The organism is Escherichia sp. MOD1-EC6162 (assembly GCF_002965125.1).
Taxonomy (GTDB): Bacteria; Pseudomonadota; Gammaproteobacteria; order Enterobacterales; family Enterobacteriaceae; genus Escherichia; species Escherichia marmotae.
Genome location: NZ_PTSB01000028.1, coordinates 18,143 through 33,078 on the forward strand (window position 1 = coordinate 18,143; position 14,936 = coordinate 33,078).

Consider the following 14,936-nt stretch of genomic DNA (forward strand, 5'->3'; position numbering starts at 1 on the left):
TTATTTGTCCTTCCACTTTGCAGCATCCCTCAGACGTTGCATATTCTCTTCATCTTTATCTGAATTCCAGGCACCTGATGGCGACAACGGCCAGGGCTTCTGCTTTTCTTTCTCCTGCGCCAGAGCCTCACCGAAAGCCTTTTCACTCTCCTTATGCTGCCCCGCAAGCGTGTTCCGTTGTGTCTTCAGTTCCTGCTGAGATGATGCTATTTCCTGCTCATTTTTCAGCACCTGCGCTTCCACAGTCTGACGGGTATCACGCACCTGTTTCTGGATCTGCTCTGCACCCTGAACCGATGCGCCGGAAGCCCGTTGCTGCATGTCAGCAAAATTCTCTGCATACGCTCGCTTCAGGTCACTCTGCATATCCACGGCTGGCCCGACGCTGCCCATACCTTCTGAAGCCCGCAACCGGTTTTCCCTGAATTCCTGCTCCAGCTGGGGTTTCAGTTTCTCATCCACAAATGCCTGCGCCAGTTGTTCCCGCTCCGCCCGCAGTGACGGATTTCCGGCATCGGTCAGCACGGTCGTGGCACGTCCCGGAGCAGACTGATGCACATAGTTAACAAACTCCTGGCTGTAGTTGCTGTTAATACTTGCACTGTTGTTTTCCGCATAACTGGCCATCTGAGCATATTCATGGCTGCGGTTAAGTGCATCATTATACTGCTTAATCTGGCTCTGCAAATCGCTCAGGTTGCTGGCCAGCTGCTCAGACAGGGACGAAGAGGCATTGTCAGTATGACTGCTGTTATCCGTCGTGCGATGGTTATTAATGACATCCATGGCATCACGCACATCTTTTGTTTCCTGCGCTGTCAGGCTGCGATCATGATCCGTTTTCGAACTGATATCCGAATTGATACCATGCAACGACTGATCCGAACCTTTATAGCTAATGTCGGTATACAGCTTTCCACTGGCACTGGCCCCGGTTGTTAACTCAACAGCTTTTCCGAGAATATTTTTCTTGGTATCAATACCGGCTTCGCCATGCCCACCGGCAGTAAAATCACCACTCTGTGATTTATTCAGTACCTCTTTAACCGCTTCAGACGTACTGATACCGGCACGTTTTGCCAGTGAATCAGCCACGCTGTTCAGTTTGTTGATGGCCTGCGTCAGTGTGGTGGCCCGGCTGCTGTCAGCACCGCTTACCACTGTATCGCTGTTGCCCCGCTGCTGCGCCCACTGCGTCAGCTGACTGCCGACCAGCTGGCTGCCATAACTGATACTGTTACTGAGACTCTGTACCTGGCTTTCCGCTTCACGCTGTTGCGCCTGATAGCTGCTGCTCAGCATACGGCCAAACTGGATATCCGTCGCCAGACTGGAAATCGCCGATTTACCATCATGCAGAATGCCACCACCTGCTGTTTTTGTTGTCGTTGCACCGCTGGCATGCTGAGTCAGCATCTGACCGTCGCGCACAGACTGGTTGGTATCCCATTTAAAGCCGGAGACGTTCTCCATCTGCATGTTGTTAAACGCCCACGTACCGTCTGCAGCCTGAGAGGCAGCAGACGAGGCTGTACTGTTAATGGATGAGCCCAGATAGTTCCCTGCCTGTGAAACCACGCGCCACAGACCAAACACCAGACCGGCAGCAATAAACGGAATTGAGTTTGACAACCAGGCCGCCATCAGCCCGATATCGCTATGAGTCTGCTGGATGGTGTTCAGGTTCGACAGGGAGAAATTCATCCCTTTCGTTTCGCCTTTCAGATAAAACGCCATCGCGTAGTTCAGAATGGCATACAGTGGTGGCCAGCTCTGCAGATAAATAAGGGAGAACACATAGCCTTTCAGCACCGGCAGTGTCAGACCGTGAATGGTGGCCAGCAGAATGATTATCGGAAACATCCCGACCAGCATGGCCATCAGGACAGTATGCATCACCGGCACAAATGTGGCTGCCAGACCACCTGACGCCGCCCAGCTGAGGCGCATTTTGCTGTTCGATGACTGGTCCGCCATATTCACCAGGCTGGCGACGTTGCCGCTGGCTGCCGTATGGGTGGTGATACCCTGTTTTATGGCGTTCATCACCACATTCTGGCGCAGAATTTCACTGGCATCCCGTCCGCCCTGATAGTAGAAACCATAGCTGTCCGCCATCATCAGACCGAACAGCGTATCGGCGCTGGCACGGGGGCCAATGAAGCGGTTAACATAATAATCCCAGGTCTTTCCGCCCTTTGTCGTATCCACTTTCAGTTCACGCTTCAGCACGTTGTTGGCCAGCGCCTCACAGGTCTGGAATCCTGCCTGCGCCAGGCTGTTGCCACGTGGCACAATCACGCCACGCAGCGGGCTGGGTTTGCGGAAGATGATTTCATAAGGGTCGGATGACTGCATCAGTTCAGCCATGCTGTACTTGTGTGTCAGCATAATGTCGCCGATTACACACTGCTGCACATACTCGCTCAGCAGCATGGCCAGGTCGCCGTTCTGTGCCACCACATCCGTGGTGTTGGCCATCAGGGTGGCACCAAACAACATACCGGTTTTGCTGTAGGCCACAGAGTCCGGGGTATGGAACACGGAGTCATAAATTTTCGTCAGGGAGCCACCAATACTGGTGATAAACCGGAACGGCACCGACAACCCGGTCGGCACATTATCCACCCGCAGCACCAGTGTGGGATTCGTCATATCGATGATATGCACGGTACGTTTCGGAATAACCAGCACACTGGTTATCAGAATGAACACCGCAATAAACTTCAGCACTTCCTTCGGGTCATGGCCCCGGATATAAACGAAGAAAAGTGCCATCGCGGAGAAGAATCCCACAATATGAAACAGGGAGTCCCATGTGGATGTGCCGATAAGCGTGGCCACGCCATTAAATGCCGCCTGGAAGAACTCACCGCCACTCATGACATAAACGGTATCCACCATGCTCATCAGTTACCTCCTGTCGTCAGCTGTGCAGAGGATACAGATGTATAGTTCAGGTTCTGCTCATAACGACTCATCAGTTGCGTGGATACCTGCTGGCGCAGATAGCCCATACGCTGCTCCAGCTCCATCAGTGTGTTCGCCTTCACATCCACCTGAGCCTGCAGTCCTTCCAGCTGGCGGGAGGCTTCAGAGAAGTTCTCCCGTAACATCTTCATCTGCTCTTCCGGGAAGTTTTTACTGCCGGCCTGCACCCGGGCCTGACTCAGCAGTTCGTTCAGGTACTGCAGCAGGATGTCATAGGCAATGTAATCGGAAAGTGACGGGTAGAAGGTGGAGATATTCAGCATCTGCGGGTCCACCAGGTAACGCAGAATGGGCACGCTGGTGCTTTCAATAAAGCCTTTTTCCTGACTGGTCAGCGGGTCATCACTGACCAGCTTGTCAGAGATATTCTTTATCATGTTCTGCACGCGCTGGTTCAGGCTGTTGTTCTGGCTGACCGTCACCGTGCGATTATTTGTTTTGGTGCATTTTTTAGTATCCGTGCAACCAAAGATAGTGGCCTGTCCGCCATACATCAGTGCACGAATGAGTCCCTGATGATTAGCCTGCGGGCCAATAAATTTAATTTCACCTTTATCATCAAAAATCAGCGTCCCGGTGATGTTCATCACCAGCTCCATCAGCTCGGTATTGCCCTTCATCATGTCGTTCTTCTGCAGGATATCCCACATCAGATTACGGTCTTTCATCACCTGGTCTTTCATGTTTTCCGGTGCCTTATCCAGCACCTTATTCATCTGGCCACCTACCGTGCATCCCTGCCTCGAGGCAGCCCAGTCGGAGAACATATTGGTTTCACCGGCAATGTCCTGACAGATTTTCTGTGACTGTACGGAGTTCTTCGGCCACAGGCCGCCGATGATGCCCTGCGCAGCCTGACAGGAGGAGACATTCATGTTGTTAAGGTCGCTGGCCAGCTTCTGCATAAAATCCTTAACCTGTTTCATCCCCGGTACGGCAGTCTGCAGCGCCAGGTCAAAAAAGTACCCCACAGCGTTCCCCATCAGCTGCTTCACAAAACGCTCAATCTGTTCGCTGTTGATAAAGGAAAAGGACCCCAGATAGGCATCAATACCACCACAACCGGCGGTAATATGCGGTGGAGTAAAGGAGGCTATCTGCAGGGTATTCACCTGATTGCGTAAGAACAGGTTGCCGCCGGTGGCATAGCCTGCCGCCTGCCCCTGCCAGACAGCAGCACGGGTGGCATTCCCCTCAAAGCCCAGCTTGTTGAAGAATTTGTTCAGGTCATTATTGACGTCAGCCTGCGCAGGAATAACCAGAACTGCAGCCACAAGGCATGACAGTGTTGTCTGCCGGAGCAGAGATGAAATTTTTTGGTTCATGGTGACCAGAATTCCGTCGGAGTAATCAGAAGAAAAAAGGGAGAATCAGAACTTAGCGTGGAAATTCAGGTGATGCTTTCATACTGCTGCCTGTTCCTGTAACAGCAGCATTCGCAAATCCCAGCCCTTCATCAATACGCTGCCTGAGCGTCTGCTCGTCCACAATGCCATACAGCAATGGCAGTGTTTTCAGGGTATTCACTTCCACCAGGAACGCTGCCGGGGTCACCGGTCGCATATTGCTCCACATATCACGAATCACAGCTTCTGTTGCCGGAATGGCATCCGGGAAAGACGCATCTCCCATGCCGTCCAGGGTGTACGGGAAAACATCCAGCCCCATCTGTGCGGTCACGCGCTTCAGTAACGGGTCAAACTGCTGGCAGTAACCACAGCGTGACTGCATGAACAACACCAGTTTGTAGTTCTTCAGATTGACCACCCGGCCGTCCGGCAGACGGTAATCCCGGCGTTCAGGGACTGCGGGAGCCACAGGTGATGAAGAAGTGACTGCCGTCTGCACCTGGCTGGCCTTACCCGGCGTTGTCTTGTGCGCTTCAAGCTGGCGCAGTTCTTCCAGCGTGGACGACGCCTGCACACAGGCGGCAACCAGCAATAAACCCGTCAGGGCCTGCTTCCACATATCACTGTTCCCCTGCCGGTGCTGTGTGCCATTTCTTCCAGGCATGAAAAGCAGCCAGCCCCAGACCGGATAATCCCATCGTCGCCCCGATAACAAATATCGCCAGTGCATCACGAGCCAGCGTCATCTGGTACAGGGCGTATGCCAGTTCATCACTGACAGCCTCTGCAGGCAGGGACAGAAGACCGGCCAGATAAAACCAGATAACGGAGGCAACCATCAGCGCCATTCCCGGGTACATCAGCAGATTTTCAGTAAAACGTTCGCGTGTCATACATCTCTCCGTTTCGTTCACGACCGTGGCGCAAAATCTGTCGCCACACTTAAAAAACGTTTCATCAGGTCATCCTGCGTCATGAAGCCATAAGCCAGCGGCTGGTAACGCTCTGCCCCCGGTTCAACCAGGAAAAGTGCCGGGAGATGCGTCACACCCAGCCGCTGAGCCTGACCACTGTCAGGACGCGTCTGCGGCAGCGCCTCGCTCCGGGCACCGTCCATACTGACCGGAATCAGCGCAACGTTGTATTCGTCAGAGAAACGCTGCACCACCTTTGCAAGCTCACCATCCAGTGCATCATTCCCCCGGTAAAAGAAGAACAGCCCGTACTGACTGGCCAGCTGACGAATGGCAGCCACCTGACGGTTCTGGTCAGCCTGCAGCTGCAGCGGAACCGTGCTGTTGTAGTGGCTGTACTGCAGGTTGTAATCCAGCTCCGGATGCATCAGCAGGGATTTGGTGGCCACGGCACTGAAGCGACTGGCCTGACTGGTCCAGAAGTTCTGCATCTTCATGTAGGCCGTAAAATTCTCCACCGTCGGGTAGAGAATGGCGGTATTCAGCCGCTCCTCCGTCATTCGCTGAAGGACCTTCATCTGTGCTGTCGGAGGAAGAGATGTCAGGGGAACAGTGGCCGGTGGCGGCGTTTCCTCCTCATCCTGTTTCTGAGGTTCGTTATACCAGTGCCAGCCCACTATCGGTTCGTCCACATAAGTGCGGACCGGTTCACGTTGCGCACCTGTCTGACCGGATACCAGCAGACTTATTGTCGCAACCAGATACAGCATCGCAGACTTCATGTTACTGCCCCTTTCCTGCGGACTGCTGCAGCGCCGAAGCAACCTGCTCTTTCACACGTTCAGCCAGTTCACTGTCTGACGGAATGGTGGTGCCGGCGTTCAGGTCACTGTAGAAGTTACTGAAATCCATCCGGTCAAATTTCAGCGACTGCAGCTCTTCCACCGTGATGCCCCGGCAGTCAGGATGTTTCCCACTGCCAAAGCCGATACCCAGCTGCCCTTTACGCCCCTGAGCCTGAACAATCTGTGCCAGCTTCGAATCAAACTGACAGTAGGCTTTCTTCTTCTGCAGGCACACACCCAGCGCTTTCTTCGAGCAGTATGTGCCGACATAAACGGTGAGCAGTTTCTCTTTGGCTTTCCCCAGCGCCTTTTCTTCACTGTCACAGTGCGCCAGACCAATGCCCTGTCCCCAGCCGGAGTCCTTACAGCAGTTGTTAAATCCGGCGATGGCCATCCGGCACTCCACTGGTTTGCCGGTGAACGCCCGGACATTCACATCATTCATGGCAGCCACATCCTGTGCCGCAGCCGTGACCGCTGCCAGCGCCGATACCGCCTTACCAAAACCGTCAGATGTTCCGTTCTCAATGGCGTCACATTCACCGTTTGCACAAACCAGCTGACCGCTGCATAACTGCGCTTCCCCGGTCACCTTTTTCTCGCAGGAAAAAGTCACTTCTTCCTGAAGACAGGCGCTGCCACTCTTCTCCTGGCAGTTCACGCGCGATGCCGTACAGGCCGGATTTTTCATATACACATCACAACTGCCGTTATCCGCTTCCTGTTTCAGATACGTGTCTTTCCAGGCCCAGCAGTCGCTGTAAACGGTATAGGTTTTCCCGTCGATATTAATCGTTCTGTTCCCTCCGGCTTCTGTACACTGACTTCCCTGCAACACTTCTTCAGCCTTATTAAACGGGCAGGTTTCCACCCACTCCACAGAAGGCTTATGTTCGGTAACCTCAACATCCAGAGTCAGTGTTATTGTCACCTGCACAGAGGCCATGTTTTTTAAAAATTCAAAGGTCTTTGATGTCTTCATCACCGGGAATGACTGCCCGGCTGAAACCTGCATATCCGTATCAAACGCCTGATGAATCCGGCCCCATCCATCCCGCACATGATATGAGCAGTGTGAATTCTGCCCTCCCGTACAGATGGCATCCCTGCGGGGATACGCCACAACGTCGACAGGAAAGTCCCGCCCCATAAGACTGATGATTTCTCTGACAGAAGCCTTACACTTCTCTGAAATGCTTTCCCGGTTACAGTTGCTGTTCCAGGGAATAATCAGACGCTCACCATCAACGGCAACTTGCAGCAGTCGTCCCTTTTCCGGGATACTCAGTGCACCGTTCCATTTCCAGTTTGTAGTGCTGTAATCAAGCGTGACAACCTTCTGGTAAGTTCTGCGTACTGTTTTCCGGACAACATTGTCCTTTATGCTGGCCTTACGGGTGCAGGTCAGCTCCGCTGCCGGTGTCCGCTCACAGACATGCGACGTGATTTCCGTTTTACTGACATTCACGGTTTCACAGTTGTCATACGTGCCGTTCGTGACGATATCGGCTTTATCCTGGACATCAAAACCGCCACTGATAAATGGCGCATCCATGGAAATGGGGTCTTTGGGGCGATTCATGATGACTTCTGACGTCAGTTTTCCCACTTCCGAATTATTCAGAGCGCTGGCACCTGCGCTCTCGAGACTGGCAGAGTTTGATGATGTCACCCCGCCGTAATGCGCCGATTCCGGCGGATTTTCGGTATAGCCGGGAATCACCTCTCCCGGTTTAAAGTTATTCAGGACGCCTGAGCCATTTCCCTTCAGGTTGTCCGCAAACTGCTTCCCTGAACTGTATTTATCGCTGGCCTGCAATCCCGTTCCGAAGGTGGTCAGTGCTGCCAGCATCATCACGATAACCCGCTTCATCGTTCACTCTCCCTGAGAATCGCTTCAGCCACCGGGGCACATTCCCCTTCCTTTGCCACCCGCTCCAGCGCCGCTTTCAGGCGGATATTGCCGCGAATCAGGTCATACCGTTCACCACAGGTCACCACCAGTGCCGGCACGGATGTGATGCCGTATTTTGCAAACTGCATCGGGTCTATCTGAACACCGCCTGTATTTTTCTCCCGGGTAATACGGAATACGGCCTCTGCTGTTTTCCGGAAGTCATTGTCGATGAGTCCGTTAACCAGTGCGGGGATACCCAGCGTCCTGGCCTCCGGCAGCATGCGAATCAGACCATCTTCCGGTATGGAAAACGATAAAAAATACAGCGCACGCGGTGTTTTTTTACTGCGGGCGGATGCCTGCTGTGATTTTCGGGTCAGACGCTGTATCCACGCATCATTATGTTTTCCGGGCACTGGCTGCTGCAGAAACTCCGGTACAGTAGCCTGCCGGCGCAACATATCACTCTGGTCACGCAGGGATTCAATAAAAGCCGCACTGTCCTGCGAAGCACAGACAATGCCGGATGACAGCATGCAGGTCATGGCTATGCTGCAGACAGAGACAATCTTCCACACAGTAATACTCCTGATTAGAATTCACGGAAAAACAGTCAAAAACAGAGGGATATGATGTTATTCAGAAAGAAGCGCCTTTTTATGGCGCTGATATTCATTACTGGCAGCGCCGGCTTTATTGCATTCAGAAATACCGGAACAACAGAGCATCCTGTTCAGATAATGTCATCCGGGCCAGTTAAGCCAGACAACTCACTGCTGACACACCGGATAATCATGACAGACCAGCATTATGGTCTGACTTCCGATGAAGAAGTACAGGCCGCATTATCAAACACACAGTTTGTGCTTTCAGAAATAAAGAAACAGTGTTCATCAACCAGAAATACAGGGCAGTTTTTGCAGTGTGCCAACAACATTCTGGGCGAGCATTTTTATTACCAGGAAACCGCCCTCGCCTCCGCGGGTTATTCGCGAAAGATTTCAGACTGTGACCTGAATGTTTATTTGTTACTTGATGCAGCAAGGTTACTGAACCGGCAAATAAATATTGTTCATGCTCCCGGACATGCGTTTATTGCTTACACCGACGAGAATGGTCTGCCGCAGTTCTGGGAAACCATTGAACCAGACAATCATGGTCAGCCCGCACAACTATGGACATCTGCGTATGCCAAAACGCTGCATCCTTTTTTCTACACACCACAGCCTGAAAACAAAGTTGAGGATATATACCGGTTATTTATATTAAATAAACTACCTGAGAATGAACGAACACGTCTGCTTTCTGTTCTGGATGAAACATTGCATGATAATCCACTCTATCTCAGTGCATATTATGGCAATAAGAAAGACATCAACCGGGAGGATGTAAATCACTTACTCTACCTGCTGCAGAAAGATACGTACTCCTTTGATAAAAAAATCATTGCAGCGCGTTACTTTAATGCTAACAAGGACTATCAACGCGCAGAGTCTCTGCTTAATGCAATTCCAAAACATCAGTGCACAGTGAAATGCCTTGAGGAAAAGGCAAAATATTCTATTAAACATAAAATATTTTACCACATTGCTAATAATAGCAATTACAAATCAGAACACGTTATTGAAGATGCAGCAGAATCAATCTGGGGTAATATCCTCATGTTGTTGGTTTCTGTTTCTATACTGATAATATCTCTCTGCAGAAAAGAAATAGCAGAAAAATACAATAACTATCACCGAAGAAGAATTCATCATTTTAAGAGATAATGACGCATTAACGAGTTCTTCTGCATTATCGAACAGGACATACGCTGAGTAATAACTAAAAAGCGTCGGCGCAAGGAGACGAGTGTGCATCCAGATAAGCATTCTCCAGCATATTCGCTCTCCCGGCCAGCCACTAAGCTGCCCCAGAGATGCAAGAGAAATGATTACACATGTTATGTAAGGCATCATCACAAACTGCACCCCCGTAAAATCCCCCATAATCTCCCCCTGCCCAAAAACACGAAACCGGGCAGGAGACTGGACCATAAAGAGATCGTATGCCCAGCAGGCTAATCCGATCACAAATCCCCAAGCTGTCAGCATATCCAGCCATTTCAGTATCGTTTTTACTGTCATTTTTCTACTCACAAAAACACGCAGTTACGTTTACGCCAGATCAGGTAGCCGTAGTTCTTTTTGGTATTGGGGGACGCATGACCGGCCTCCCAGGCCATCACCGTTCGCCCGAACGGGTGACAGGCTTTCGTATCCGGGTGCATGTTCACCATCTGATAGCGAAAACGGTCTTTCGGCATAATCGGCGAGTAATATTCCTTACAGACCTTCTGGTCCTCACCGATGCTGTTCAGGATCATCCCCTGACGGTGCAGTTTGAACGCCATACGCTCCGATAACAGCACCGACGACTGTTGTGGACTGAATTCATCAGAAATATTTCCGGTAAACGGGTACAGACTGCCGTGAGAACCAGCACACCAGAACAACGCATTGATGGGTTTCCCCTTCACCGTTTTAATCGCATCTGCGGCACAGGCCCCCTGTGCAATCGGGTTAGCCACCACCAGAGCTTCCGGTGAGAGAATTAACGACAGCGCATCATCATCCCAGGTCGGATCAAGTTCAGACAGATATCCAATATCCAGATCACCACGCTGCAGACAGGCAATCGACATGATGATATTCAGCCAGTATGTCAGCGGGTATTTGTACCAGTGCACATGATAAAAGCCACCTGCCACAGGTCTGTCTTCCTGTCCTGCATTACCAGCACCGACTTTTCCGACCGGAATATTGAAGCCGCCCAGATTAACCATGCAGTACGGCGAACGGGTCACGTCCGTCAGCGCAAAAGGCTCCCAGTATCCTATCGCCATGCCGATACGGTAACCCACCGGCACCAGAGGACAAATCTGCAGGGGCATGGACGGGTTATCCGTATCTGGTGCATCACCGTCAAAGACCGAAACATCTCCGATGCTCATCGGGAAAATGCACTCCCAGCAAATATCGCTGATCGGGTTAACAAAATTCCCGTCACACATTTTATCCTTGTCTTCTGCCAGCACATTTCCGGAATACAGCCCCAGCGCAATCAGAGCGGCTGTCAGCGTCTTTCTTATCACGATTTTCCCTCCGGCATAGCTGCCGATGTGACAACCAGTGAACTCCCGTCCTGACGCACCACTGCCGGTATCCAGGTCAGCCCGAAGCGACAGCTCAGGGTGCCATCCTGATCAAAATAAATTCGCGTGTTCAGCGCCTTTGTGGCATCACGGATATTTCCCCCGACCAGTATCACCTTACGGTTCAGTTCTGCCGGCTGCTGCTTAAACCATGCCACCTGTCGTTCATCATCCGCATCCAGAAAATACAACGGACCGGCTAATGACACGGTATCCAGCGGGTTAATACGCTGCCCTTTACGGGCAAAAATGCGCCCGTTCTGATCTGCCATATCGGCTGTCACGCTCACTGTCGGATCAACACGGTGTGTGTGCGACCGGGTGTCTGTCTGCAGCCCCTCCACCGGCTTCGGACGCAGCGTGTTCTGCACCACCCGTTCCTTAAACTGCGTCTGCATCTCTGCCAGTTGCCCGCTGGCCTCCATGCTCTCCAGCCGTTGATGGATCAGGGAAAGCATGCTCTGCTCCTGCACCGGCCAGAGGTCACCCTGCACACCCAGATCCTTCGCCGCCAGCGGCAGGCTTATCAGCAGCCCGCACCACATCCACTTCACTGCCACCTCCTGTAATGGCGGGCCTGAATCTCCTGTACCTCCTGGCACCCCACACATTTCCGCACACCCGGTATCAGCCGGCGACGTTCTGCCGGGACCGGCGCACCACAGTCATCGCAGAACAGGGCACTGATACCCGTTAGCTGCTGACGGATACGTTGTATGCGATCGGCTTCCAGCATCGCCTGATGAGACTGAAAACGTTCGATTTCATCTGCCATACTCACTTCCCTTCTGCCATACGTGCAGCCACTGACTGCTGAATCTCTGCCGTAATATCTTCTGCACCGCCCACAACGGCCGGTGCCACAATAATGACGGCCCGGTGATCACGCTGATATGCCGTCAGACTGTCAGAGAGTGCACGGTTAAAACGTGCAGTCAGCGCCTTTATCTGAGCTTCATCCAGTGCCTGCGCCGCAGCCTGTGACATAAAACTGTTCACGGTTCCGGCCATATCAAAACTGACCATGACCGGCTGGCGCCACTCTGTCAGTAACAGGGAGACCGCCGCATTCAGCACCATCATGCCCGCCACCACACCGGCGACAGACTTCAGATAACGACGGCGACGGGAGCATTTAGCGGGGGATTTTTCCGGTGTACCGGCAGAGGAAATCAGTGATTGTGTTTTATCCATTCCGTCAGTGTCTCCATTTCCTGCGGGAACTTACGCCAGGCCAGTTCTCCGATGATGTCGTGGATATCTTTACCGGCACGGAGTCCGGCTTCACGGTAGTCAAAATCCTCACCGTCGGATGAGAACATGACGCGACTGATAGGATCGAGCAGCAGGCGGTGGAATGATGTCTGCCCCCCGTAACGCAGCATAAAGGCACTGAAATGCGCCTCACGGGCGGCCGGAAAGCCCTCAATGACCTCCCGTTCAAACCGGTTAAACTGGTCCGGGTTATCCAGGCAGTATTTACGGAACGCATCGCGGTTCTGACGCAGGATGATTTTGAAGGAGGAGTTCGCCCAGGCGGCTTTGGCTGCACCACTGGCTTTCTGTCCGTCGAAGTCTTCAATCCCCTGTGTGATGGTGATGTAGGCGCCGTTATATTTACGTGCCGTGCGGTACCCGTTCTCGATAAAGTCCTCGGCCCGCTTGTTGTCCTTCGACAGCAGCTTCCAGGCCTCATCAATCAGACAGACCTTGTGTTGCTTACGGTCGGAGAGATACATCCGCTGCTCAACGTAAATCATCATCGAGAACATCACGGCAGCCAGCAGGTCAGGCTTGTCCTTCAGCTCGCCCATCTCCAGCACGGAGAAACGCACGTTATCATCCAGTGACGGTTTTTTACTGTTGAAGTACTCGCCGTAAATCCCTCCGCGGCAGTACTTTTCCAGTCCGACGATAATCTCATCCATGCGCGAACGCACGGTGGTGGTGTCGCGGTATTCCGGCTGCTCCAGCGCTTCCCGCATGTAGAGCACGATATCGTCAATCAGTGCCTCATTCTTTTTACGCTTCCAGACTTCATGCACCGCTTTCAGCAACAGCGACATAAAAGTGTCGTCGCAGTTACCGGACGGATTGGCCAGCACAACCAGCAGGTTACGGATACTCTCGGCGGACTCCTTAATATCCACAATGTTGGCGAAGGGATTGAAGCGCAGGTCAAGCGCGTTCAGGTATACCCCGCCCACATTACGGCAGAGCCCTTTGTAGGAGTCGCCCATATCAAACACCCAGGCCCGGCCACCGCTGTCCAGCACCTGGCGAATGATGCCCTGCATCAGAAACGATTTTCCTCCCCCGGAGGTACCGGTAACGGAGAGGTTGTTGTTATCCGTATCCAGCCCCGCATTGCGGTCGAACAGGTTCAGGAAGGAAAGCTGATTGCGGTAAGACGGAATGGGCAGCCCCTGCAGACAGACCTGGTTATCCGCCACCACCGGCAGGATATTGGCCACATTGCTGGCCCGCGCCCGCTGAATGGCATTTGAACGGCAGATATCGCTCCACAGCCCTTCCGGCATCATAAACGGGAAGACGGAGAGGTAATTACGCAGCTGCATAAACTCCGGCATATACATCGACAGCCCGTTACGGCGGAAGGTGTTCAGCACCGCCATCTCTGTTTCCAGCGCCACTTCATCCCTGTCCTCACAAAACAACGTGACGTTGAAGTAAAAACGCGCCAACGAGTCCTGGTTGGTACTGAGGGATTCCCGCAGCCTGCCCCACTCCGCAGCCTGCTTTTTCACCGACGGTACAAACTTCGCAAAGGGCGAGTTCGCCTTTTTGTCCAGCTGGATAAATTTGCGGTTGGCCTCCCGCTGGGTGCCGGCCTGCTCCTCCACTTCCAGCGCCAGCGTCATCACAAACGGGCAGGAAATGGTGCACAGCGGGTCCGTGACGTTGCTGATATTGTCCCCCATCTGCCACAGGGCATACGGTTTCTCGGGATTTTTTTCCAGCATGAAATTAAGAATGCGTGTGCGCTCACGTTCGCCGCCGCGACGCGACTGCAGACTCTGCTCAATCCGGTCCGGATGCAGCATCAGCCGCAGGGAGCGGTCGACACATTCGGTGTTCAGCGGCTCAAACTCCGCAACACTGCCATTCGGCGGCTCAATATTGCCGTGGCGAAAATTCGCCAGTTCGCGCACGAGGGAAACCAGCCCCTTTTTATCCACCCGCTGCGACCACAGCCCCGCCGACGCCAGGCCGGCCACCACCCGGTTGGCCACCTGGTTCAGTTCCGTCTTTTTCTGCTCCGTCAGGCTGCCCACTTCTTCGGCATAGGAGACAAAGAGACGGTAATGACGCAAGGTCAGTGGGTATCCTTTCTTGTTGGCGAACTGTGTCAGCGCCGCCCGCTCGTAGTAGGCACGGGTAATGGCATTGAATTCATCCGCCCGCTTCCCCTGCCAGCGGAAGTCTGCCAGCCCGTGCTCCAGCATCGGGCGGACACACGGTGACCCCACGAGGGTGAACGTCAGAGGAATTTTGCGGGGGATTTTGTCCCGCAAAAAATAATCCAGCGACTTACTGATAGCTTCGTTGGCCCCGGACAGGGGCCGGCATTCCAGGACAAAACCGGTGGTTTTTGCATTGATAAACAGCTCGCTGTCCGGGTCGTACTGACGGTACGGAAGCAGGCTGGCGAAAGAGGGATAGTCCATCTCATCCAGGATTTGCTGCGCCTGCTGGCTGCCGTCCGTTTTTTTCCAGCCGCCCATG

Annotated in this window: 13 protein-coding genes; 1 reads left to right on the forward strand and 12 read right to left on the reverse strand. The window is 52.9% G+C overall.

The annotated features are described in order from the left end of the window. From traG to trbC, 7 genes are read right to left on the reverse strand one after another with little or no spacing between them, the layout of a single operon-like run. A complete protein-coding gene (gene traG, locus A9587_RS19195) occupies window positions 1-2,910 on the reverse strand; it encodes a conjugal transfer mating-pair stabilization protein TraG (protein WP_105263850.1) in 2,910 nt (969 codons plus the stop codon). Next, window positions 2,910-4,316, reverse strand: coding sequence for a conjugal transfer pilus assembly protein TraH (traH, locus tag A9587_RS19200; protein WP_097736375.1), 1,407 nt, complete (start codon window positions 4,314-4,316; stop codon window positions 2,910-2,912). The genes traG and traH overlap by 1 nt, the downstream gene beginning before the upstream one ends. 52 nt (window positions 4,317-4,368) lie before the next feature. Continuing rightward, entirely contained in the window at window positions 4,369-4,959 is a 591-nt protein-coding gene (trbB, locus tag A9587_RS19205) for a type-F conjugative transfer system pilin assembly thiol-disulfide isomerase TrbB (RefSeq protein WP_105263851.1), read from the reverse strand. A gap of 1 nt (window position 4,960) precedes the next feature. Further along, entirely contained in the window at window positions 4,961-5,233 is a 273-nt protein-coding gene (locus A9587_RS19210; RefSeq protein ID WP_105263852.1) for a hypothetical protein, read from the reverse strand. A gap of 17 nt (window positions 5,234-5,250) precedes the next feature. Beyond that, window positions 5,251-6,036, reverse strand: a complete 786-nt coding sequence (gene traF / locus A9587_RS19215; protein ID WP_089704651.1) for a type-F conjugative transfer system pilin assembly protein TraF — start codon at window positions 6,034-6,036, stop codon at window positions 5,251-5,253. Between the two features lies 1 nt (window position 6,037). Next, window positions 6,038-7,972 carry a type-F conjugative transfer system mating-pair stabilization protein TraN gene (traN, locus tag A9587_RS19220; protein ID WP_105263853.1) on the reverse strand — a complete coding sequence of 645 codons (1,935 nt, stop codon included), beginning with the start codon at window positions 7,970-7,972 and terminating at the stop codon, window positions 6,038-6,040. Further along, window positions 7,969-8,574 carry a type-F conjugative transfer system pilin assembly protein TrbC gene (gene trbC / locus A9587_RS19225; protein ID WP_236942013.1) on the reverse strand — a complete coding sequence of 202 codons (606 nt, stop codon included), beginning with the start codon at window positions 8,572-8,574 and terminating at the stop codon, window positions 7,969-7,971. The genes traN and trbC overlap by 4 nt, the downstream gene beginning before the upstream one ends. 81 nt (window positions 8,575-8,655) lie before the next feature. Here trbC and A9587_RS24675 point away from each other — a divergent pair, with 81 nt between their 5' ends. Continuing rightward, window positions 8,656-9,765, forward strand: coding sequence for a hypothetical protein (locus A9587_RS24675; protein WP_157942549.1), 1,110 nt, complete (start codon window positions 8,656-8,658; stop codon window positions 9,763-9,765). A 365-nt stretch (window positions 9,766-10,130) separates the two neighbouring features. Here the strand turns inward: A9587_RS24675 and traU are convergent, their stop codons facing one another. Genes traU through traC form a run of 5 tightly spaced genes read right to left on the reverse strand, consistent with a single transcriptional unit; the run spans window position 10,131 to window position 14,935 of the window. Next, the gene (traU, locus tag A9587_RS19235; protein ID WP_198599853.1) at window positions 10,131-11,126 is read right to left on the reverse strand and encodes a conjugal transfer pilus assembly protein TraU; all 996 of its coding nucleotides are present in this window, start codon (window positions 11,124-11,126) and stop codon (window positions 10,131-10,133) included. Further along, window positions 11,126-11,743 carry a type-F conjugative transfer system protein TraW gene (traW, locus tag A9587_RS19240; RefSeq protein ID WP_105263854.1) on the reverse strand — a complete coding sequence of 206 codons (618 nt, stop codon included), beginning with the start codon at window positions 11,741-11,743 and terminating at the stop codon, window positions 11,126-11,128. The genes traU and traW overlap by 1 nt, the downstream gene beginning before the upstream one ends. Next, the gene (locus A9587_RS19245) at window positions 11,740-11,964 is read right to left on the reverse strand and encodes a TraR/DksA C4-type zinc finger protein (RefSeq protein ID WP_000752802.1); all 225 of its coding nucleotides are present in this window, start codon (window positions 11,962-11,964) and stop codon (window positions 11,740-11,742) included. Before A9587_RS19245 ends, traW begins: the two co-directional genes overlap by 4 nt. Window positions 11,965-11,966: 2 nt before the next feature. Beyond that, complete coding sequence (gene trbI / locus A9587_RS19250; protein WP_105263855.1) at window positions 11,967-12,383, reverse strand: type-F conjugative transfer system protein TrbI; 417 nt, start codon at window positions 12,381-12,383, stop codon at window positions 11,967-11,969. Next, window positions 12,362-14,935 (reverse strand): type IV secretion system protein TraC, encoded by a 2,574-nt coding sequence (traC, locus tag A9587_RS19255; protein WP_336595934.1) that lies wholly within the window; start codon window positions 14,933-14,935, stop codon window positions 12,362-12,364. Before traC ends, trbI begins: the two co-directional genes overlap by 22 nt. Window position 14,936: the final 1 nt, after the last annotated feature.